Genomic DNA, 22,842 nt, shown 5'->3' with positions numbered 1-22,842 from the left:
CTGGCACAAAACGACGAACTTGTGCAAGCTCATGGTGATTGATGGTGATGAGCGTATTTGAATATTACTTCAAATTTTGAAGTATTTTCTTGAAACGGAGAGTCGAATGAAAGAAAATGATGTGTTCAGTTTGCTGGCGGAACTGAATGACGATCCGAGTCTTCGAATAAGCCAGACAGTACAAACAGACCCCCGGCTTCCTCAGGGTGCCGAGCTTGGGGACCTCCAGCAGGTTACGTATTTCGAGCTCGCTCGCCTCATGGAGCGGGCAAGCCGGCGCTTCTCGGGCCTGATCCGCGCGGAGCTGACCAAGCTTCGTGTAGACGATATCGGGCCGGCGCAGGCGATGATTCTGCTGGCAATCGGCGATTCGGAACTGTCGGTCGCCGAGCTTCTGGATCGTGGGCATTATGTCGGCTCCAACGTTTCCTATTATCTGAAGCAGCTTGGCGATGGCGACTACATCGATCGCGTTGCCTCCCAGCGCGACAAGCGGTCGGCGCGCATCAAACTGACAGAGAAGGGACGCCAGCTCAGGGCGAATCTGCGCGACGCGGCGATGGCCTATGAGCGTGCGCTGAATCGTGGCGACCAGGACCAGCGGATGCTTGAGACGGCTTTCCAGACGCTGCACCAGCTCGAGCTGGCCTGGGGCAGCGCCTCACGGTACGGCGTCTGAGCGGTGAGTGATGCCGTGCACCTTGCAGGGGCGGGCTAGACGCGATGCACGTGGCGTTTGTTCATCGTCGGGGTTTCGGTCAGTTCGCTGCCTTGGCCGCTCAGCTCGCGCAGGCGGGAAATGAGGTTAGCCTCATCACCGAGACCATAGACCAGAAGATCCCATCCGTTCGCGTCGTTCGACATCGAGCAGAATCGGGTCCGCGTGCAGATCCGCATATGGCGAGACACATGGGTACTCCCGATCACCATGCGCGAATCGGCCATCGCGTTGCCGAAACGCTCGACGCCATGGCGCGGCAAGGGCTGGTACCCGACGTTGTCGTCGGCCATATCGGCTGGGGAAGCATGATGTTCTTGAAGGACGTGCTGCCGCGGGTGCCCGCATTGGGGTATTGCGAGTTCTTCTACCGATCGGAAGGGGCGGACATCGGGTTTTCCCCCGACGATCAGCCCGATCTGGAAACGCGCAAGAGGCTGCGGCTGCGCAACATCGCGCAGCTCCTATCCCTTGAGGCCATCGAGGCCGGCATTAGCCCCACACATTGGCAGAGAAGTCTGTACCCCGCCGACGCCCGGGGGCGCATTTCGGTATGCCACGAGGGGATCGATACGGCGCGGTTTCGACCGGACCCATCAACTACGGTCACGCTTTCGGACGGGCGTGTGCTCAGCGCCGGTCGTTCTCCCATTGTCACCTTTGTCGCGCGCGACCTTGAGCCGTATCGCGGATTTCCACAGGTCTTGGAGGCTGCCGCCAAGGTTGTGCGCCAACGCCCCGATGCTTTGTTCGTTTTCGTCGGAGGGGATGGCATCAGCTATGGTGTGCCGCCGCCCGGCGGCGGGGCGTGGAAGGATCATCTCCTCAAAACCCTGGATATACCGCGGGAGAATATCCTCTTTCCCGGCGCGGTGCCGCATTCGGTTTTGCGCCAGCTTTTCCAGATCTCGGCCGCGCACATCTACCTGACCTATCCGTTCGTTTTGTCGTGGTCGATGTTGGAGGCGATGGCGTGCGGCGCCCTGGTCATCGGATCGGACACAGCGCCCGTCCGGGAGGTTATACGCTCCGGCCGGAACGGCCTTTTGGTGCCGTTCTTCGATACGGACGCACTCGCTGAGGCCATTCTCGGCGCCCTGAAGAGTCCCGAACGGCATTTTGGGATGCGTGCCGCGGCGCGCCGGACAGTGGAGAGGCGTTTTCGGCTCACGGACTGCCTCGATCGCCAACAGTATCTTCTTGAGAAATTGACTGGAAAGTTACTTCGCCGCAATGCAGAGATGAATTCATGATTATTACTTTGATTTTTAAAGTATATATGAAATATTTTTCTTTGCAGCGGCTGATTTTTATTATTGTGCACTGCAACGTTAGTTGTTAGGCTCCCTGTATATGGCGCGGTATGATTTGGATAAATATCTGAATATTCGGCGTCTTTGCTTTTTGTTCCGTGATAATTCTTCAGAGGCCGCGCGTGCAAGAATTGACGTCTTCCGGCATTGGGAAACGACTGGTGACGAGAAAGCTAATAGCGGCATCGGACCGGGATCGATCATGCTTCGAAGGGAGCGATATAGAGCATCTGGTTGTTTACCTCGATGTCGATGGCCATCCCCCAGCGACATTGGAGAATGCTTTTCCATTGATCGCCGTCGCCTTTTCCGAAGAGGGCGAGGCGGATTTGCGGGAGCGTCTGGCGCTGCTTGGACCACTGGGAACTGTCCCCGCGATTCCCATGCAGCGGCTTGATCCCGTCAACAAGTCGGACAGCTTTCCGCTTCTGCGGGCGCTGACCGAGGGCGGCGTGGGCCGGCTTGCCCGATACAGCGCCTCAATCACCTCGGAACTTGCGATCCTGCGCCGGGAACGCGAGACGCTGCTGGAAAACTACCGGGCGCTCGAAGATGCTTTCCAGGCGCGAAACTGGGAGCCGGTTTCTGAAGTTTTCTCCCATGATCCCTACGCCGATCCAAAGGACGAGGGGATCGGGCAATTGCTTGCCGCCGCCTTCGTCGAGCAACTGCTGCCAATATCCAGCCTTGGCGTGGCAGGGTTTGCCCTTCACCTGCACTCGGTGCCCAGAACCGCCGGAGAGCTTGTCGTCGTATTGAGCTACCTCGAGAGCGGCGAAGGAGTCGCCGAGTGGACGGTACCCTATGCGCAACTCGTGCCGAACTGGAATTTCTTCTCGCTGCCCCGGGCCTGCGGAGGGGCTGCACGCACGCTTCGGCTGCGGATCTCGGCGACCGGACCGGAGACCGTCGGCCTTTCTCTCGGCTATCCGATCGCCGGCGAACGCTATTCGGCGCGGTCGGAACTCCCGCATCCGGATCTCGACCTGCGCCCGCTGGCGTTTAAAGTGTTTACGGGACTGCCCGGGGTAAAGCCCGCCAGAACACCCAACATGATTGCGCCCAGCAGCCTGCTCGAAGGCCAGTACACTGTCGATTATCGCCTGGCGGTCTCTACGTTGAGCCAGATCGCGGACGTTTCGGTCACGCCGATCGTGCCGGAATTCCAGACGGTGCGCTTCCTCGAGCATGAGCATGCTGTTGTCTGCCACCCGTTGCCGAGCGGCATATCGGCAGGCGCGGTCAGTCGCGCCGTCGAGCCCGGGACGATATCCTTCTCGGCGAGCGCCTTTATCGATCATCCCGAAGGTCAGCCCGCGGCGGTCAGCTTCCTGATCGCACCGGCCAATTCAAATGCGCGTTCCGAAGTGGCCGAGCTTGCGCGAAAGGGCGCCGCCAAACCGTCCGCATTCTTCAGCGGATGGCGTGAAGTCAGCTCCAGTGAGGTCGTCAACATCAACATCCAGCTGGACGAGCCGGCACGCGGCCCGATGGACCTGATGATTCTCAGCCGCGCAGTCACGGATTCGGTCGATTTCTCCTGGCTCAAGGTGTCCGGCTTCAGGTTGGTCAAACAGTTTACGGAGGCCGCCGATGTCCAGTAACAGGGAGCCAACGGACCTGATCGCCGTGGCCATGCCCCTTTACGGTCACGCGGCACTTGCCCTGGAGGCGATCGAGTCGGTATTTGCCTCGAATGTTAGCAGCTGCCGGATCGTCATTGTCGTCTCGGTCGACGGCGATCCACGGCACGAGACGTTCGATCAACTGTTGCTCTACGCCGCGGCCCATCCTTGCATCCATGTCGTGTTCGGCCAAAACGCCGGTCCGGGTGGCGCGCGTAATCGCGCCATCAACTTCGTCCTCGAGCGCTTTCCAGAGACGAAGGCTGTCTATTTCCTCGACGCCGACAATCGCGTCCTTCCCGGCACCATTGAGACGCTTTACCGGCACCTCCTCTCCAGTGGCTGCGGGTGGGTCTACACGAATATCGACACTTTTTCGGTAAGCTGGCGCGCTCACTACGGCAACCGCTATTCACGACTGGTCCACTGCATCACCGACAACATCTGCGATACCGGATCGATGATCTCGATCGATGTTTTTCAGCAAGGCGTTCGCTTCAACGACGACAGGCAGAACGGCTTCGAGGATTGGGAGTTCTGGCTGTCCTGCATCGAGCATGGTTTCGTCGGCACGCCCTGCCATGACACGGTCTTCGAGTACAGGCTGAGGGCGGAGAGCCGCTTCAAGGAGGCCAATCGTGACCGCGCCACGTCGGTAAGCTTCCTGCGCAAGCGCCACAGGCCGCTGTTCCAGCGCCCGATGCTGGTGGATTTCGAGCACGAGGAGTGCCCGCGCTACCTGTTTGCGCGAACGGAAGATACGGCGATCTCCTTCTTCACTGATCCTACCAAGCCACCGACGGTGCTTCGCCTCGACGACATCATCCCGGCATTCTGGGGCAATATCGGCGAGCCCGACAATGAACATTTCCCGCCTTTCCTGGTCGCCGGAAGCGGCGCGGCGCTCGACCTTCTGCGGCGTTCGCGCATGCTGCCGAACGTGCTTGCCCATCTTGAGCGCCTGAGCGAGAACAGCAACGTCGTCTTCGTCCAACTCGCCAACGATGCCGCCCAGCGCAAGATCGAGCCGATCGTTCATGGGGCTGGCGGACAAAAACTCGGCCCCGCGGATCTCGTTTTCCTTTCGATCCGGCTCGTCCAGGAGGTGGTCCAGAACAATGCTGTGGACTGGTTCGCCTCGATCGGAAGCCAGCAGGTATGGCCGACATCGACCGTTCTGAAAGTGCACTTCCCTTTTCCAAGAAGCCTCCCGCGCCGCTCTCTCATCACGCCTCAGCAGGTGATGATCAACTGCGTCAACGCGATTGCAATGAGCCCACTGCGCGAGACGGCCGGGAGGCGGTGGACCTGGCGTCCCGCCCGGCTCGTGCCCTACACTGATCTCTACAAGGCGCTGCGCAAGGAAGTCGGAGGATCACCAGTCCTGCCGCTCGGGCATAGCGAGGGCAAGCGGACCGTGGCGCTTCTCGTGCCGAATGCCTCGTTCGGAGGAGCCGAAAAGGTCGTCTATGCGGCCGCCCGGGAATTGAAAGTGGCGGGTTACGAAACCCATCTCTTCGTGCTCGGCACGTCAAGGATGGATGTCATCGATGAGTTCGATTCCAGCTTCGACTACATTCACTTCTGGGACGCGGGAGTTCCAGCCTGGGGAGGGTCGGGCTCATTCTTGGGGCAGGACTTCATCGACGAGGGGCATTCCGTCGACTGGGAGGCGCTGAAGGGACAGCTTTCCGGCTTCGACCTGGTCATCAACAATCATGTGATGGCCGTCCATCCCCTCATCGCGCGACTGCGCTCCGAAGGCACGCGCACGGCATGCTATCTCCACGTCGTGGACAGCACGGCCTTCAAAAGGCCTGCCGGCCAGCCCTTCGCAGCGATTGCCCACGAGCATTGCTACGACGCCTTCCTGACCTGCTCCGAACAGCTCAAGATCTATCTGCACAGCTACGGCGTCCCCCACGAGAAAATCTTCGCCGTTGCGAACGGAGCGAGCTTCTCGGTGCCGCCCAAGACCCTGGCGGAGGTTCTGGCCGTCAGGCGGATCGAGCGCAGGGATGACCGCTTGCGGCTTCTCTACATGGGCCGGTTCGATCAGCAGAAGGGTATAGACCGGCTGGCGGCAGCGCTCGCGGAACTGCGGGACTCCAAGGTCAACTTCGAAGCCCGGGCCATCGGAGGAGAAATCCTCGCCGATTCCAGGGTCTCCTGGAGCGAACGGCTGAAGGACCTGGGCGTCGACGTGCGCTCGCCCGTCTTCGCGAGCAAGGATCTGATCAAGGCGCTGGGCTGGGCTGACGTTCTCGTCATGCCCTCTCGATGGGAAGGCGCGCCGCTGATGATCGCCGAGGCGCAGCAACTCGGCTGCGTGCCCATCGCGACTGCGGTCGGTGCGGTGGACGAGCTCATTTCCGATGGCGAGGACGGCATACTGATCAACGCGCCTTCCGATCCTCAGGTGGTGAGGGAGGTGGCGCGGATCATCGAAGAGATCGCCCGCAATCGCGAGAGGCTCGCTCCGCTCATGGAGGGTTGCATCAGGACCGCCGCACGCCGGTCATGGGCTTCCTCTTTCTCGGATTTTATCTCGTGGAGCGATCGGTCCGTGAAGAATTCGTCACTGTCCCGCGCTGCGGTCTTTCGCGAGCAGGCGGCGGCAAATCCCGTGGTCGCGGCGATTGGCTGATTGCCGCGCCGCTTCTTAACAGAAAGGTCTAGTCGAATGCGTCCGCGAATTCTCGTGACGGGTATTCCCGGTCACTACACGCGCCTTGCCAACGGCGCCCACGGCCTGTCCGTCTCCTATGCGGAGCGACAGAAGCAGCCGGAAACGAAGGAAGAGTTTCTGCAGGAACTGCGCAACATCAGCAATACCGGGAACTACCTCATCGGTGAGGGCGCCCTGCATGCGCTCGCGCCACATGCGAAGCAAGTTCCCTTCTGGCATCTCTACAATTTGAGCAAGAACGGCAATGGGTTCGACGAGTTTAACGCCAACTTCGACATCTGCGTCTTCACCTGCGCGAACCTCTTGCGTAAAGGCCTCTCCGCGGACGCAGAGGCGGATGTCCTAAGCCGGCTTAACATGCCAATCGTCATGCTGGGCATCGGCCTGCAGAACCGCAAGGACCTTGAGAACAATCTTCCGGAGGGAACGAAGCGGCTTCTGGCCATCCTGAAGGAGCGTGAGCACTACTTCCTGACACGCGGCCATGAAACTGCCGGCTTCTTAAAGGACCAGGGTTTCTCCTTCGTGCGCCCGACCGGTTGCCCTTCAGTCTACTTCATGCCGGCCAACATGCGCCGGTCCATGAGGAAGCTGTCAAGCGTCAATATCGGCAAGGCGCGGACAATCTTTTCAGGCTACCTCGGCGGCAATCAGGATGCTATCCTCGATGCGAATGCGCTGACCCCGCCGGAAACCGTGCCGCAATACGTGGTGCAGGACGAGTTCCTCCACTTCGATATGAAGGTGGAGCCTAACGACGAGGGGCGCGTCTATGATTCCGCGTCGGGCCTGATGATCGGCGATATCGCCTATCCCGGCACCGAGCGGGAGAGGCGGCGGTTCGAGGCTCGCACCTTCTTCGACACCAACCAGTGGCGCGCCTGGGCCTCGTCGATGGACTTCAATTTCGGCCGTCGTTTCCACGGCTCGATCATCGCCATGCAGGCGGCCGTGCCGAGCCTGATGGTGGCGGTGGACGACCGCATGCGCGAGATGCTGGGCTTCACCGGCCTACCGGCCGTCGACATCACCGAGGTCGACAAGGCGGAGAACCGCGCCGAGTTCGTGGCCGATCATCTGGCAAAGCTCAACACGAATGAACTCGTCGACCGGTATTCCGACCGCGAGCGCGCCTTCCGCACTACGCTTCGTGAAATCGGCATTGGTCTATAGCGGCCAGAGGGCCATCACTTTTCGGTTCAGAGGACAGTTATGCGTATATTGCTTACGGGCATTCCATCCTATCTGCAGCGGACGATTGCGGACGTCTCAGGCACGACCGTCATCCATCGGCCCTATTTCGACGAGACCAGGACCAGGAAGGGCCTGATCTCGCAGGTCAGGAAGATCGCCAACACCGGCAACTATCTGATCGGCGAAGGAGCGGCTGAGAGCCTGCGCGGTCATGACGTCACCTATCTGCCGTTCTGGCATCTCGCCAACCATCGCGACTCGAACGAGCTTTACGAGCGCGTGAACCGCGAGTTCGACTTATGCGTCTTCGCCTCCGCCAATCTGTTGCGCCCCGGCTATTCCGCTGATCTGGAAGCGGAGATCTTCGCGAAGCTGAAGATGCCGATTGTGGTGATGGGCATCGGTATCCAGCGCAAGGAAGGCCTCAAGGATCAGCTGCCGGCCGGCACGATCAAGTTCCTGGAGGTGTTGAGGAACAAGGAAAGCTTCTTCCTCACGCGTGGCTACTTCACCGCCGAGTTCCTCAGGGAGCAGGGGATGAAGTTCGTCAAGCCGACGGGCTGCCCGTCGCTCTACTTCTCGCCGAACGACATGAAGCGCTCGCTTGCGGCACTTGCCAATCCGGGACTGGTGGAGGCCCAGAGGATCGCCTTCGGCGGCTATCTCGGTAGCGTTGCCGATACGATCGTGGATGCCCATGCGCTGCTCAAGCCCGACAGCGTGGCAAGCTATGTCGTCCAGGACGAAGTGGTTGCCTACAGCCTCTCCCTGACAGGCGACGACAATGACACAGTCTATGACCGGTCGAGCGGGCGCATCACGGGAGGGACGGAATACAAGCATTCGGAGAAATGGCAGCGGAAATACGAACTGCTGATCTATTTCGATACGAACCAGTGGCGCGGGGCGATGTCGGCGCGCGATCTCTGCTTCGGCCGCCGCTTTCACGGCTGCATCATCGGCATGCAGGCCGGCACGCCTGCCCTCATGATCGCCGTCGACGACCGGATGCGGGAGATGCTCGAATTTATCGGCTTCCCCTACATTGAGGCAGCCACCTGGAACAGGGAGACGGACAAGCGTTCCTATCTTGCCAACTTCCTCGGCAAGATCGACACGCAGACCGTGATCGATCGTTACTCCGCTTGCGAGGCGAATTTCCGCAATGCTCTGGGGCAGATCGGACTTTGAGCGGATGAGGGCGCCGGCAAAGACGCGCATGCTCCTTGCTTGCGCGCTGGCAGTGGTTTGGGCCTTTATCCCGGTTCCACCAGCGGGCGCGGACGAGCCGCTTCCCGGTCGCATCGGCATTAACCGCGTAAATCTGGCCTGGGTTTCCCGCGCCGATCAGGAGCGCGTGCTGAAGGAGATCGCGGCAAGCGACATCACCCATATCCGGCTTTCGCTGTCAAGGCCGGTGGACAAGAGCATTGACGCGCTCGAAATCGCGGACCGGCTGGGGCTGAAAATCCTCCTCGAGATCCAGCTCGGCAATAAAGACTACTATTCCTCGCAGGCACGTCCCCGCACCGGTTTCGGCCGCATCTGGGATGTTCAGCGGCTTTCGGATCTCGATCTCGATCTCTACCGAGCGCAGTTGCGCTCGGCGCTTCGCCGCATCGACGAAATGGGCATCCGCATCGACGGCGTCGAGCCTGGAAATGAAATAAACTATAGCGCTTACAATGGCGACCTCGCCGTCTACGAAAAACCCGGACGGCAGACGCCGCGCAACGTTTCGGAACTTGCAAATCGCTCGGCCTTCGAACGCGGGCTCGACGCATATGTCGGCGCCCTCCGCATCACCCGGGAAGAATTGCGGGCGACGGTCTATAGCCGCGACGCGCTTCTGATTTCGGCCGGACTTTCCGACGTCGGCACTGGCGAGGCCGACCGCCGCGGCATGGAACGGCTCGAACCGGGCGAGTTCATTTCGCTCCTGCGCAAGCGGGGGATCGATGCGCTGGTCGATGGCTACGGCATCCATCTCTATCCGGGGCGCAAGAATGATGCAGCGCTTGCGCGCTATGTAACGAGGCTTCTCGACTTTTGCCGGCCTGAAGGGGAAGGCAAGCCGTGCTGGGTGAGCGAATGGGGCATTGCCAACACCGAGCTTTCCTGTCCGGTCGATGATCGCGAGCGGGAAGTGGCGGTCCGTGCCGTGCGCCGCAGCTTCGCGGAGCTGATGGAGAAGGGAAGGCTGAAAGCTGCCTTCTACTATGACTGGGACACCCAACCGGTCTACAGCGTCTGGCGTTGCGGCGCCCTGAGCCCGGCCGGCGTTGCGGCCACCGAAGCGAACAGCGGCGGGGTAGCGAGATGACGGGTCAAGTCTGTCCGTTCCCGTAGCCGAGGTCCGCGCGGCCGCGATGGGAAACGGTGACGGAAGGTCTGCGGACACACAACTGGTTACATTATCCGTCCCCGTTAGGGATAAGACGACGTCCGCCGGAGGCAGCTCTGGTCTGAAGACCGTAAAGCCCTATTACTCGCGGCAGACGCTAAAGCCTGTCGTTCACGAGAACAGCTCCCGGAATAGGGGTGGGCCAGCTTCTTCCTCCGCCAGGGCGGCGCGGTTAGCAGCCTGGCGGAGTGCCTGAAAGTCGGCCTGGTCCTCGACCCTGGTACCGCCAAGCCGCACCGTCACCGACATCTGACGCTCTTGTCCGGCTGTGAACGTGGTTTCCTGTACCCGCGCGCGGATGCGCTCGCAGATATTGCTGGCATTTTCCATTGTTGTGCCGGGCAAATAGATGCCGAGTTCGTCGGAGGCAAGGCGGGCGACGAGATCACCATAGCGCAGGGAAGAATGCACGATCCGAACAATCGATTGAAGCAGCGTATCGGCCCATTGCGGACCATAGCGACGACCGATCTCATCGAAATTACCGACACTGAGAACGAGCATGACGCCATCTGGGTTTTCCGTGCTGCTCACGCGCCTGCGGTCTATCGCTTGCTCAACTGAGTTCGCAAATTCGCTGGCGCGCAATGTACCCGTGACGGGATCGTGACGGAGCGCGTGCTGAAGTTCTTTTTGGGTATCACGAAGCGCTTCGTTGATTGCCAATTGAAACCCGAATGTGACAGCAGCCGAAATTAATGCCACGCCGGTCAATTCCACCCAAAATGGAGGTTCGGGAACAAGCTGGCTCAGTGCCCAAACGACCACGGTCACTCCAGTCGCAGAGGCAAGGGCGCGGAGCATTGCTATCTTGATATGTGGGGCGTTTACGGCCTGGCGACAACGAAATTGCAGAGTCATCGGTTAACGGAGCTTTTACAGTGGTCGCTATCGTTAAGGGCTTCGATGAAATACCAGGTGAATAAATCTGATGGCATTTTAGCAAAGGGCCACGAAGAATTTGATCGTCACGTCAACGAGATCATGGCCTGTGGAGGCCCAGGCCAATGCGCCGTTTAAATACATTCGCACCTTCCGCGTTAACGCCGTGACTATTCGCTTCAAACACAGAAAACCGTGGAAGGCCTGCGGCTCGATTGCCATAGGGTAAAATCTACAAGTCTCCGCGCCATCAGGTCACCGCACGAGAATTACAAGACATGAAAACAACAAAGGCCTCCCCATCGTGGTGGGCTTTGTCGCGTTCAAGGCAAAGCACGCTGGCAAAACGCAGCCGACCGATCGGTCGATTGGCACTGCCTGGCGGAAATCGCGATAGCCGATGGTAAGGCAAGGTGGCATCGACTACCTTGCCAAACTGCTCGACAAAGATGCCAAGCTTCTTCAGGCGATCGTTAGAATGATGACAACCTCAGCCACGCAAGCATCATCAGCGTCTATGTCCGGACCGGACGAGGCCACCACCCGCTCTCACCGCAACGACATCGAAAACGAACTGGATCGTCTGGGCCTGCCGCACGCCTGGCGAATGGACGACGTCCTCGACAGCTTCGTCGACGACGAAAAGCTCATCGCGCGCATCAAAAAGGAAATCTCCGCGGTAGTCGGTCGGTTACGTGTCCCTGCGTATTGCTAATTTGAAGAAGCCTGGGACCACCGAGAGGAGTATAAGGCATTCGTCCTTTGAGGAAGCCATACGAACGTGTCGCGGGAGGTCTCGATGGGATCGGAAAACGGAGAGGAAGGCCACGCATCTCGGGATTCCGCAAGCGTGCGAGCCCAGCTTGACCGCATACTTGAAAGTGCGGAATTCCAAGTTCCCGAGCGCGGACGTCGCTTCCTGCGATATATCGTTGAAGAAACGCTCGAAGGGCGCACCGAACAGCTGAAGGCCTGCAGGATCGCGCATGCCGTTTTCGGGCGCGATGCGTCCTTCGATGCTCAGAATAACCCGGTCGTCCGCATAGAGGCGGGCCGAATCCGCCGCGCACTTGAGCGATATTATCTCGTGTGCGGAAGAAACGACCCGATACGGATTACGATTCCCAAAGGAGGTTATGCTCCACGGTTTCTGGTCGGCGAGAAAAGGTGCATTGCAGGCGAAGCCGCCGCTCAGCAAGACAGCGAGAACATGCGACGGCAAACTGGGCCGACGACCTATCGCGATCTTCTGCTGCCGATTGGCCTCCCTGTCCTGCTCGGCATCATGGCGGTACTCGCCGTTATCCGTCCGCTCGAATCCTATTTCCTGCCGCCGGAACCGTCCCCCGCCACTGCTGCTTCAACGCTGACAAGCAGAGTGACGATCCTCGTCGAGCCCTTTGTGGCCGTCGGCGGCACCGCACATGCCGACGATTTAGCCAGGGAACTGACCGATCAGCTGATTGGGAACCTCTCGAAAGTTGAAAACATTGTCGTTAGTAATTCGAACCACCCCGGCACGGAAACGGCCGGACTGCTGTTCAACATTCAGGGAAGTGCACTTGTGGAGGGCGAGGTCGTTCACCTGCATGTTCGCTTGATAGACGGTGCCGACGGGGCGGTCGTCTGGGCAAAGCAATATGATCGCGAGCAGCGGAACCAGATCGTTCTCGACATCGAGCACGAGATTGCCGCGCAGGTCGCGATGGAGATTTCAAACAGCCGCAAGCTGAGCGACGCAGGCACTGATCCGTAGCGGCCTTATCGGACTGACATCGGGCAATGACCAATCCGCAGGGGCGCAGCCCGTTGAGGAACTGCTCTTAAATACGTTCCATTCAACGGCGTCCACAAGGTCAACGTTTGACCAGCAACCCATTCCCGCGACGCGGCACGTCGGGGTCTAGGGATTGAGGCCCCGTCGGAGAGACCTCTCCAAAGCGCACCATTGAGATCCAGCTCCTTCCGAAAATAGGCGGAAGTTCCGCCGACGCGTTTGCGCGCTGTGCGTCCGAACGGCAAAACCTGCCCGTACTAATAAGGAAGTGGTCCCCGACCGTCTGAGCGATTCCTCGTCATCAACGACATGGGGTCTTAAGGTCGTTTTCCATCGGAAGAGCTTGCGAGCTTGCCAGGCTCCTTTCGCCTCCATTGACCAGGATCAATGCCCGGGCCTGATGATTCCGCTACTAGACAAATGGAAACATCGCGACAACCGCGAAGCGCTGGCCGGAGCAACCACGCCGACAGCGTGACTGGCATGGCGAATTATGGCCCCTGTCCGGTTGTCGCTCGTGCATCGTCGCAGAAGGAGTCGGTGATGTGGCGGTTGGTCTTCGACGCTCCATTCGACGAGGATATAGAGCTTTCCGTCATCGACGACGAAGGCGTCCATGCCTTGATTTTCCCTTGCCAGCGCCTGGCTGGTGGTTGGATCAACGCCATGACCGGAGAACGACTGGAAGTGCACCCCACTCACTGGCGCACTTGGCAGATAGTGCATCGATGCGATGTTTTCGAACTTCATTGATCGCGACAAAATCGCACGATGGCGCGGCGCACCTTGTCTGCGATCAATGACATAAGAGGACGGGCCAATATAGTCTGATGGAGTTCATAGAGCCGGCGGCGCGGCCGCTGTCTCAAAAACTGAGGAGGACCGCATGCGGAGTTTCGGTGTCCATTGGGAGATTGGAAAGCGCTGAGAACCGTGATGGTCTGCAGACCGTCTCTGGCTCATCAGCACCTGACGCCTGCAAACTGCCACGATCTGCTCGGGCTGCCCCAGCGGGAGTGAAGGGTTGAGTCTTCTTCTAAAAGAAATACGCGACAGCCCCATGCTGTGGTTGCTGGTCGCTGTACCGCTGGTGTTTGCTGCTGCGATATTGATCCCCGAGGCACACACGACGCTCTTTATCCTGTCGGTACTTGCCATCGTGCCACTGGCCGGGCTGCTCAGTCACGCTACTGAATCTGTTGCGGCCAAGACGGGTGACGCCGCAGGCGGGTTGCTCAATGCGACCTTGGGAAATCTCACCGAGCTGGTCATCGCACTGGCTGCGTTGCGCGCCGGGGAGTATACCCTGGTGAAATCCTCCATCGCCGGCGCCATTGTAACCAACACGCTGTTCATGCTGGGTGCCTCGTTCTTTCTGGGCGGGCTTAAATACCACTTCCAGGAGTTCAACCGAGCCAGCGCCCGTCTTCAAGCGGGCCTGCTCTTTCTCGCCACAGTCGGGCTGCTGATGCCTTCGGCTGTTGCCGAGATGGACTCCACTTCGGCCGCGGCCGTCACCCAGAAGCTCAGTCTTGGCCTGGCCGTCATGCTCATCGTCGGATACGGACTTGGGCTGCTGTTCAGCCTCAAGACACACCGGGAGATTTTCGCGGCAGCGGAGCACGCGCACAATGACGAGATGCCCTGGCCGATCGGCTTGGCCCTGGGCACGCTCGCCGGCGTAACCGTCCTCGTAGCGCTGGTGAGCGAGATCTTCGTCGAGTCCGTGCAAAAGGCGGCCGAAGCCTTCGGAATGACGCCTGCCTTTGTCGGTTTCATTGTCGTCGCCCTGGTTGGCGGCGCCGCCGAAATGGCCTCGGCGTTCTCCGGCGCCCGCAAGAACCGGCTCGACCTGAGCGTGGGTATCGCGCTCGGAAGCGCTTCCCAGATTGCGCTGTTCGTTGCACCCGTGCTGGTGCTACTGAGTTACGTGATCGGCCCGTCGCCGATGGACCTGCAATTCGCGCCAGGTGTTGTGGTGATGGTACTCCTTGCGACCATCACTGCGATGTTCGTAACCAATAGCGGACGGTCGGCATGGTTCGTCGGTGTCTTGGTGCTGATGGTGTATTTGATCTTCGCCATAACGCTGTATGTCTTGCCGCCACGAATGCAGTAAAGCCGCCCTGCAACGGAACGCCATGTCCCGGTGCGACGATCATCTGAAGCAAGTATCGGTATGGTGGATGGAGACTTGATGCGACCCGATAAGCATTCCCGGATATGCTGGCCCCACGCTTCATAGCTCTCACCTGACGCTGAACCACAGAAAGGTCGAAAGTCGTGGCAGTAGAAACAGGCAACGAACCGGGCGCCCGGAAAATGCGGCGTCTGTTCTTCATAGCGCTCGCTCGGCAGCTTCGCATAATTTGGCCGATCCTGTCCGGCATCGTATCCGTCATGGTCGTCTCCGGCCTTGCAATATGGCGGATAGAAAATTGGCGGATCGACGAAGCCCTCTATTTCACGTTCGTGACCGGACTTACCATCGGCTATGGTGATTTTACGCCCAAACATGTGTCGGCGCGGGTGCTGGCACTGGTGATTGGCTTTGCGGGCATTGTGCTGACCGGTGTCGTTGCGGCTGTCACCGTGAAGGCCCTGAACGCGACCGATCGAGGCAACGTGGAATAGAAAAGTCCTGATCCGAGCGCGGCGGATGTGCGAGACATGCCGTTCGAGGTCATAAATCCCGACGCATTTGAAGACATATCGATGCGGATCTGCAAAGGATCCGAAGTGAAAGCGATTTTGTATGACTTCCCGGATTGATTGCGAAGGCGGAGCCAAACAATGAGCAGAGAACGCGGCCGCAGAAAATTGATGTTGCGACTTCCCGATATCCGCCACCTTCTGGCGGGCATGAGCAGTGAAGCGCTCGGTGAGATGTTTGAAGCCTATGATCTTGCCGTCGATGCGCTGGACCGTTTTCGAAACCAGAGCCCACGGGAAGACAAGCTGATTTCTGAATATGAACAGCTGTGCCGGGAAATAGAGCAGGAGGTCGTTGTCTACTGCAAAGACCAGTGAGCCTGACAATGCCTATCGCGTTCGTGCCGGCTCGGCATCGAAACTGCTAGGTGGACTACCTTCAGATCCGGCGGATGATGCCGCGGGCCGGGGCGCAGGCTTTCAGCAGCCGACAAGAGCATAGAACTTCAAGTCCATAATTTGCCGAAGCGTCTGTGCAGCATCGGCGAAATTGACCAGAGGGCGAGGGGGCGATCATGCCGACGACGATGACAAATGGCCGCAACGATCGCCCGTTTCCGACCGGCCGTGACATCGGCAACAGTGTAACGGCAGGACTAAACGACCAGGAGTGCGAAGGGAGCGATGAGAATCATAGTCCAGTAGCCGGAAAGCGCGATGATGCCCAATCGAACGAAATCGCTTGCTTTGGCCTCTATCGAGATCTGTCCCGATCCGGTTCTTTGCGCTATGGCATCGGCCGATCTGTCGATCCGCCCCGTCCATGGCTGGAATCATGGCGTCATGTCGGGCTCGACGTGGCGGATACTGCGATCCTCGACGAAGCCTGAAACCCGCTGCGGCACTTTCCGAGAAACGCATCGAACTTCAGCCGTTCATAGGGGATGGAGCCTGCAAAAACGTCCACTTCAGTATTTGCTGTCATGAAGACCGCGGTATTTCTCGATGATGTCGCCGGGGTCGGCTCGTCAGGATACTTTTAATTAGTTTATACTAAATTAGTTTGTTCGATTGAATTATGTTGCCGCTCGGCCAGCTCGGGACTATCGTCCGTGATTGCATACTGCAGGTTGCTTGCAAATCGGAGTCTGGGGGCGATGACAAATGCAGGCGTTGATACGACTGGCAGCGGCCCGGCTTCAGAGGAAGAAGTGCAGCAGCAGCTCGAGCGCGTACTTTCCAGCCCGGAATTTCGCCTTCCCGAGCGGGCGAGGCGATTCCTGGAATTCGTAGTTACCGAAGCGCTTGCCGGTCGTGGCAATTACCTGAAGGCCTTTACCATCGCGCAAGCTGTTTTTGGCAGGGATGCGAACTTCGACGCTCAGCAGGATCCATGTGTGCGCATCGAAGCAGGGCGACTGCGCAGAGAGCTGGAGCACTATTACCTGACCGCCGGTGGCGCCGATCGGGTCATCATCACAATTCCGAGGGGCGGTTATGCGCCGGTCTTTGAAGTGCGGCCGGGCGTTGAAACCGCAGCTCTGCAATCGAATCGGCCGATGTCTTCGGGAGAGGGCGCCCAACGGGTCGATGCCATCAAGGATGCCGTCAGCCAAATCGGGGCAACCCGGCATTCGTCGCGATACCGGCACTGGCTCCTTGCCGGAGGAGTGGTGATCACCTGTGTCTCGGCCGCAGCGATGCTTCAACACCAGAGATTGTTCGATGCGGGAGGCGAAACACAATCGGGAACCGGCAATCGCCTCACCGTTGTCGTCGAGCGCTTTGAAAGTGGCTCGGAAGGGAGACTTGCATCCGAAATCTCACGCGGCATTACCGACGACATCATCGAAACGCTCGTCCCCTTCAATGACATTGTCGTCGTTGCCGACTTGCCGCAGTTCAAACAGGGGCAGACTTCGACGGAACCGCTTTATGCTCTTCAGGGAAGTGTGCGGCTGGAGAGCAGTATGATGCGCTCGACTGCCAGACTTGTCCGGCGGGCGGATGGAGCGGTCATATGGGCGAATAATTACGATGCCGACATGAAGGTGCAAGGCATCCTGAAGACGCAGGCGAGTCTTGCCGAACATATTGCAACGGCAGTGGCGCGTCCGTTTGGCGTCATGTTCCAGACCGACACCGCCAGCATCGCCGGCGGCGCCGACGCCTTTTCATGTATCTTGTCCTATTATAGCTACCGCAGCGAGATGACTGCCCAGGCGCATGAGGTGACAAAATCGTGTCTGCAACGGGCGGTCGAAAAAATGCCTGCCGATTCCAACGCCACGGCCTTTCTGTCGCTGACATATCTCGACGAGTTCCGCTTTCCGTATCAGTTGAACACGAAGCCCATGGCTGTCACGCTTGACGTAGCAAAGGAGTTTGCCGAACGCGCCGTGCAGCTAGACCCAAACAATGCCCGCGCGCTGCAAGCGCTAATGCTTGCCAATTTCTTCGCCAATGACCCGACGGGCGCCCTGCGCGCTGGCGAGGCAGCCTATGCCAGCAATCCGAATGACACCGAGGTGGCGGGCGAACATGGCTTGCGCCTGTCGATGTCGGGACAATGGGACAGGGGCTGCCAGCTCATTTCGGAAGCCGTCAATAAGAATGCCGGGCCACGCGGATATTACGAAGTGGGAATGGCACTCTGCGCCTTCATGCGGGGGGACACGCAGGCCGCCGAATTATGGTCACGCATGTCGGATCTGAACTACAATCCAATGCACCGCCTCGTTCTGCTTTCTATCCTCGGCAGCCTTGGAAAAACGGCTGACGCAAAGGAGCAAATCGACTGGATCAAGGCCCGGTCTCCGGCGTTGATCCCGAATATCAGGCGGGAGGTTGTCAGCCGGCTGGCGCGGACCGAGGACCAGGAGCGGTTTTTCGCCGGATTGGAGGCTGCGGGGCTCGCCGTCTCGGGCGAAAAGGCGCAAACAGAATGAATCACGCCGTGAGTGGTGAATTTCACCATCCGATTTTGGATCGTCTCAAGGAAACACCGTCGGTCGCACGATCACGCCCTGCGCTCTTGAATCACTTCTTCGTCAGCCTTGCGAGCCGCCGCGATGCCATGGGATCCAAGCGACAGTGGAGACGGGGGCGTAAGGGCATTAGCCACTTTGTCGCCTGAACGAGGTGTTTGCCCGGATGGTTGCGGACCCCGATGGCACGCTCGTCGATTGATGCCAGTGTTCGACGTCGAAAATCAGCAACCAAAACGCCCGGCCGCGATGTTTCTCGGAGGTATCTGGAGGGGCCCGGCTCTTGACGAACCCCGACCTCCAGCTTGGCCATCGGATGGCGTCGGGCTCTCTAGCGCTTAATGTCGTAAGCTTGGCCGGACGCTCTCAGCTCCTTGAGTGTTTTCCCGAGACAGCTCCCCACCTGGCCTTCGCCCCTGGCTTTTGCTTGGCCGTCTATCGAAATCGTTCCGGCAAGCCGGTCCGGAGTGATGTAGGTTGCCACGCCGTCTGGCCCTAACTTCGAAAGATAGTAGGCGTGATGGAGGCCCTTGTATTCACAGGTGACGACAAATGGAAAATCGTCCAATGGTTCGCTCGCCAGAGCTTCTGAATATGAGAATACAGAAAGTTGAAACAAGATACCCGCAGTAACAGCTTTTGCTAAGTTCACTTCGAAATCTCCCCCTGTTTACAACATCCAATTCATAGAGCTGCAATTAGAAAAACGGGGCGGTCTTTGCTCCAAAAGCCGAACAGTCCCGTTTGCATGCGAACTGAAAAAATACTGAAAAACAATACTACCGTTCCTCGCGTGAGTCGAGTTGTGCGCGGACTCCGGACCTTGTGACAGGGTAGTGGATCATGCGCTGCAAAATGCGCACGCTGGATGACAATCTGCAGTCTTGGCGGCAATGGCATCGAGCACGAAACATCGCTTCGCCGCTGGGGCCCAACTCTCGGACAGCAGTCTCGCGAACTACCGCGTCTTTGCCCCATCAGTCGTCCCGGCGGCCGTTGCGCCGCCGGAACGCCTGCCGGGGGGACGCTTCCTTGCTGTTTACGCCTGCGGGCCGCGTTTGGCATCGAGCCGGCCTGCAGCCGCTCACCGCGCAAGGCGCCCCCAAAGTGCTTGAACCAAGATCGCCGTGGTGAAAGAGAAAGGAGCTGCCTTACTGTTCGCTGCGCTGTCGGCATAATGCATGGCAGAGTCCGATGAACGCGATTTCGAAGCTATCGGCAGGATCAGGCGCAGTCATGCCGGCGCAGGTCGATTGACGCGGGCTGAGTTCGAGACGATGATGCGGGAATAGGATTTCGTCCTATTGATCGACGAGCCTGGGCCCTTCCGGCACTCCTGCCGGGGGCATAGGCGAGCGCCGAAAGATCTTCGAGACCCTGCGCAAGGCAGGTGTCGTCGGGGCGCCGGAGGTGGCGGCAACCGATCGCCTCGAGCGTGCGGCTCAGCTGTTCAGCCTCGGCAAGGAAGAATTCGGCGGCAACCAGTCCTTGGACCGGTCAAGCAAGACCGCTCGCGTTCGCAGGCCATCCTGATCGAAGCAGAGGGAGCTTCCCAAGTGACCGACCTTTCCATGACCAAAGCTGAGCAGTCAGAATACGACCGCCTGATTTTCGCTGCACGGGAGGCTTCGCCTGCCGTCACGATCGGGGCGCATCCCTGCGACGAGACATCCTTGCCGGGCACGCTTGTGGCCGCGCAGAATAGGCTGATTATTCCTGTCCTGGCAGGGACCGTTGCAAAAATTCGGGCGACATTCCTCGCCCACGCGGATGCCGCGGGCATTGTTCTAGGTGTCCGAGTGCCGATCGTGCTGACATCGCGTTCCCACTGCGTGCGAAGCCGTCTGGTGTCGCGCGCGGTGGCGACACTCTGCGCCGCTTCCCGGCGGCGCGTAACAGAATTGGCGGCCTGAACATGGACACGATCCTTGTCGTCAACGCCGGCTCGTCGAGCTTGAAATTCCAGATCTTCGAGATCGCCGGTTCCGTCCCAAAGCGCTTCATTCGCGGTCAGATCGATGGCATCGGAGTGCGGCCTCGTCTAACGGCGAGCGCCGCCGACGGAACGGTCCTGGTTGATCGTCGATATGCGCCAGAGGCGGTCGACCACCTGCCGGCGGCAATCGCTGAAACCCGTGCGTGGTTGATGACCCTAAAGGGTATCACGCTCCGCGCCACTGGTCATCGCGTCGTTCACGGCGGCCCGGACTTTGCGACACCGGTCCTCATAGACCACGCCATACTCGACAAGCTTGCGGCTTTCCAGGAGCTTGCTCCGCTGCACCAGCCGAACAACCTCGCACCGATTCGCCTGGCGATGGAAATCAATCCGGATGTGCCGCAGGTCGCCTGTTTCGACACCGCTTTCCATCGCGGTCACGCCCCACATACGGATTGCTACGCCTTGCCCTGGGACTACTACGAGCACGGAGTGCGTCGTTACGGCTTTCATGGCCTGTCATACGAATATATTGCCGAGCGGTTGGCCGAAGTCGCGCCCGGTATCGCCGGTGGGCGCATCATCGTTGCCCACCTAGGCAGCGGCGCGTCCATGTGCGCGCTGAAGGACGGCCGCAGCCTCGAGACAACGATGGGTTTTACGGCACTCGATGGCTTGCCGATGAGCACCCGGCCGGGTCAGATTGACCCTGGTGTCGTGCTATACCTGCTCGACCACAGAGGCATGACCGTGGAGGAGGTTACGGACCTTCTCTACAGGGCGTCCGGTCTGAAGGGTCTGTCAGGCATATCCGGCGACATGCGCGATCTTCTTGCCAGCGATGACCCGCGTGCGGCCATCGCCATCAGTCACTTCATCCATCGCTGCGTGCTCAGTTCCGGCATGCTTGCCGCCGCGCTCGGAGGCCTCGACGCTTTCGTCTTTACGGCCGGCGTCGGGGAGAATTCGCCGCCAATCCGCGCTCGCATCGCCGAGCGGCTTGGCTGGCTCGGAGCAGAACTCGATCCCGCGGCCAACGAAGCGGGCAGGACTGGCATATCCACTCCGCAGAGCCGCGTTGCGCTCTACGTCCTGCCGACGGATGAGGAACTGATGATCGCACGCCACACGCTTGCACTCATAATGGCATCCTGAATCCGTGCCTCACGGCGCCGCCCGCCCGATCGCCAGGCAGGTGCTCCATGTGGACGGCGGATATCAATGGTCGAGTGACCATGCGGCGAAAACAAAACTGCCGCCGGACCTTCGTCCCGCCAGGTTATCTCCTTCGCATTCCCGAAGATACCAATCGACAGCGACGGCGGAAGCCAACCGGCATCGTCTAGAGCCAGCCCCCTGAAAATCCCGCACGTCTCAATCCGGTCACGATGGGCTTGCATTTGCGCATGATGTTCCAGAGCAAGCCGGTCCGATAGTTTTCGATCATCAGCACTACCGGGCCCTGGTCGATGCCGAAATGATAAGGACTTACCCACCATCCGGCCTGATTGTTTTCCACGGCATACATCTGGTTGAACGACGGCTTGAAGCCGTAAAGCCGCGTCATGCCGAGATTCATACGCGCAAAGTTGCGAACAGTCGGCACGACGATCTCCGGCGCGAACGGCAGCGAGGCGACGACGACCCATGGCGCGACAGTCCCGTCGTCAGGTCCGAAGGGAGCCCCGCGGGCAATGTAGTCGAAGAACTCTCGGTCGACCCCAGCTATCGTCCGCTTGCCCCAACCGGGTCCGTCGCATGCGGTGAATCCCCAACAAAGTTCGCCATAGCCTGCGAAGTCCATCGGGTTGCGGATTGCATATTCTCGCTGGACATATGTCGCATGCCGGCTGTTTTCGAAATAGTCGGTGTCATGGTGGCGCATGAACGCATCGCGGATGCCTCGAAAGTCGATCCACATGTGCGACAGTTGATGGGTAAACAGCGGTCCGGAATACAGCAGCTCGCGGCCGTAGATATTTCGCCATTCATAGGTTTCGGTGTAGGCGGCATAGCATTCGGGCGGCAAAGGGTGAGTTGGGGATCCTAGACCGATGATGTAGAGCAAAAGGCCTTCATCGTAGCCGCGCCACCGATAGGGAATGAAACCACTCTCCGGACGCCAGCCATGCGTTAAAGTTGGACCCCCATCGCGAGCCCAGTTCCAGTCGGCACGCTCGTAAAGCGCCATCGCGAGCTGGCGGATTTCCACCTCATCGGCCGTGTCGCCGTCAAAATAGGTGGCGGCGGTCAAGGCACCCGCAAACAGGAAGGCCGAGTCGATCGTCGACAGCTCGCATTGCCACACCCGGCGGCCCGTTTCGATGTTCAGAAAGTGGTAAAAAAAACCTTTGTAGCCAGAAGAATCCGGCTCCGGCCCCTGCGGGCATGCCATCAGATATCTCAAGCGGTTGCGGGTAATCTTCGCTGCAAATTGGCGGATAAGGACACCGCGTTCGACAACCACGGGGATCGTCGCCAGCGCCATGCCGATCGCCGCGATGCTTGCCGGGGCGTTCGGTTCTGTCTTGTCGCGAACCAGGCCATTGTCCGGGTTGGTGCAGTGGAGATAGTACAGCAGGGTGCTGAATTGCAGCCGACCGAGATCCTCGTCGGTTGGCATGCGGTGGAGATCGGCGTCGGTTGAGAGCGTTTCGGGCAT

General features: G+C 59.4%; 20 protein-coding genes. 17 read left to right on the top strand and 3 right to left on the bottom strand.

Going from position 1 to position 22,842, the window contains the following annotated elements; all coding sequences use genetic code 11:
- The first annotated feature begins 106 nt into the window (after positions 1–106).
- The 7 genes from AM571_RS18265 to AM571_RS18235 all read left to right on the top strand — a co-directional run bounded on the left by AM571_RS18265 (position 107) and on the right by AM571_RS18235 (position 9,862).
- Positions 107–679 (top strand): MarR family transcriptional regulator, encoded by a 573-nt coding sequence (locus AM571_RS18265; RefSeq protein ID WP_081377118.1) that lies wholly within the window; start codon positions 107–109, stop codon positions 677–679.
- 44 nt (positions 680–723) lie between these two features.
- Positions 724–1,971 carry a glycosyltransferase family 4 protein gene (locus AM571_RS18260; protein ID WP_074062621.1) on the top strand — a complete coding sequence of 416 codons (1,248 nt, stop codon included), beginning with the start codon at positions 724–726 and terminating at the stop codon, positions 1,969–1,971.
- A gap of 182 nt (positions 1,972–2,153) precedes the next feature.
- Positions 2,154–3,635: a DUF6212 domain-containing protein gene (locus AM571_RS18255; protein ID WP_074063343.1), complete on the top strand. Its 1,482-nt coding sequence runs from the start codon at positions 2,154–2,156 to the stop codon at positions 3,633–3,635.
- Positions 3,625–6,303 (top strand): glycosyltransferase, encoded by a 2,679-nt coding sequence (locus AM571_RS18250; RefSeq protein ID WP_074062620.1) that lies wholly within the window; start codon positions 3,625–3,627, stop codon positions 6,301–6,303. The genes AM571_RS18255 and AM571_RS18250 overlap by 11 nt, the downstream gene beginning before the upstream one ends.
- Before the next feature lie 36 nt (positions 6,304–6,339).
- Positions 6,340–7,518: a polysaccharide pyruvyl transferase family protein gene (locus tag AM571_RS18245; RefSeq protein WP_074062619.1), complete on the top strand. Its 1,179-nt coding sequence runs from the start codon at positions 6,340–6,342 to the stop codon at positions 7,516–7,518.
- 39 nt (positions 7,519–7,557) lie between these two features.
- Complete coding sequence (locus AM571_RS18240; RefSeq protein ID WP_074062618.1) at positions 7,558–8,730, top strand: polysaccharide pyruvyl transferase family protein; 1,173 nt, start codon at positions 7,558–7,560, stop codon at positions 8,728–8,730.
- Between the two features lie 28 nt (positions 8,731–8,758).
- Entirely contained in the window at positions 8,759–9,862 is a 1,104-nt protein-coding gene (locus tag AM571_RS18235) for a glycoside hydrolase (protein WP_074063342.1), read from the top strand.
- 192 nt (positions 9,863–10,054) lie between these two features.
- Here the strand turns inward: AM571_RS18235 and AM571_RS18230 are convergent, their stop codons facing one another.
- Positions 10,055–10,747, bottom strand: coding sequence for a GGDEF domain-containing protein (locus AM571_RS18230; protein ID WP_237358507.1), 693 nt, complete (start codon positions 10,745–10,747; stop codon positions 10,055–10,057).
- A 478-nt stretch (positions 10,748–11,225) separates the two neighbouring features.
- Between AM571_RS18230 and AM571_RS18225 the strand changes: the two genes are divergently transcribed.
- The 8 genes from AM571_RS18225 (at position 11,226) to AM571_RS18190 (ending at position 18,202) form a co-directional block, all read left to right on the top strand.
- Positions 11,226–11,540: a hypothetical protein gene (locus AM571_RS18225; RefSeq protein ID WP_074062616.1), complete on the top strand. Its 315-nt coding sequence runs from the start codon at positions 11,226–11,228 to the stop codon at positions 11,538–11,540.
- An 84-nt stretch (positions 11,541–11,624) separates the two neighbouring features.
- A complete protein-coding gene (locus tag AM571_RS18220) occupies positions 11,625–12,581 on the top strand; it encodes a hypothetical protein (protein ID WP_074062615.1) in 957 nt (318 codons plus the stop codon).
- Between the two features lie 564 nt (positions 12,582–13,145).
- The gene (locus tag AM571_RS35735) at positions 13,146–13,355 is read left to right on the top strand and encodes a hypothetical protein (RefSeq protein ID WP_081377150.1); all 210 of its coding nucleotides are present in this window, start codon (positions 13,146–13,148) and stop codon (positions 13,353–13,355) included.
- Positions 13,356–13,626: 271 nt separating this feature from the next.
- Positions 13,627–14,721, top strand: a complete 1,095-nt coding sequence (gene cax / locus AM571_RS18210; protein WP_074062614.1) for a calcium/proton exchanger — start codon at positions 13,627–13,629, stop codon at positions 14,719–14,721.
- Between the two features lie 203 nt (positions 14,722–14,924).
- Positions 14,925–15,236 carry a potassium channel family protein gene (locus AM571_RS18205; RefSeq protein ID WP_074062613.1) on the top strand — a complete coding sequence of 104 codons (312 nt, stop codon included), beginning with the start codon at positions 14,925–14,927 and terminating at the stop codon, positions 15,234–15,236.
- Positions 15,237–15,395: 159 nt separating this feature from the next.
- On the top strand, positions 15,396–15,632 hold the full coding sequence (locus AM571_RS18200; protein WP_074062612.1) for a hypothetical protein: 237 nt from the start codon (positions 15,396–15,398) through the stop codon (positions 15,630–15,632).
- Positions 15,633–15,829: 197 nt separating this feature from the next.
- Positions 15,830–16,144 (top strand): hypothetical protein, encoded by a 315-nt coding sequence (locus AM571_RS38400; RefSeq protein ID WP_074062611.1) that lies wholly within the window; start codon positions 15,830–15,832, stop codon positions 16,142–16,144.
- 267 nt (positions 16,145–16,411) lie between these two features.
- Positions 16,412–18,202, top strand: a complete 1,791-nt coding sequence (locus AM571_RS18190; protein ID WP_074062610.1) for a hypothetical protein — start codon at positions 16,412–16,414, stop codon at positions 18,200–18,202.
- Positions 18,203–18,572: 370 nt separating this feature from the next.
- On the opposite strand, the gene AM571_RS18185 is transcribed toward AM571_RS18190, so the two are convergent.
- Positions 18,573–18,893, bottom strand: a complete 321-nt coding sequence (locus AM571_RS18185; protein WP_074062609.1) for a hypothetical protein — start codon at positions 18,891–18,893, stop codon at positions 18,573–18,575.
- Between the two features lie 904 nt (positions 18,894–19,797).
- On the opposite strand from AM571_RS18185, the gene AM571_RS37440 reads away from it, so the two are divergent.
- Positions 19,798–20,154 carry a hypothetical protein gene (locus AM571_RS37440; protein WP_237358506.1) on the top strand — a complete coding sequence of 119 codons (357 nt, stop codon included), beginning with the start codon at positions 19,798–19,800 and terminating at the stop codon, positions 20,152–20,154.
- A gap of 2 nt (positions 20,155–20,156) precedes the next feature.
- Positions 20,157–21,335 (top strand): acetate/propionate family kinase, encoded by a 1,179-nt coding sequence (locus AM571_RS18175; RefSeq protein ID WP_074062608.1) that lies wholly within the window; start codon positions 20,157–20,159, stop codon positions 21,333–21,335.
- Positions 21,336–21,522: 187 nt separating this feature from the next.
- On the opposite strand, the gene AM571_RS18170 is transcribed toward AM571_RS18175, so the two are convergent.
- Positions 21,523–22,842: a glucoamylase family protein gene (locus AM571_RS18170; protein WP_074062607.1), complete on the bottom strand. Its 1,320-nt coding sequence runs from the start codon at positions 22,840–22,842 to the stop codon at positions 21,523–21,525.

The organism is Rhizobium etli 8C-3, from assembly GCF_001908375.1.
In the GTDB taxonomy this organism is placed as follows: Bacteria; Pseudomonadota; Alphaproteobacteria; order Rhizobiales; family Rhizobiaceae; genus Rhizobium; species Rhizobium etli_B.
The sequence above is the reverse complement of the archived record's forward strand: the minus strand, read 5'-3'. Positions and strand labels throughout refer to the sequence as shown.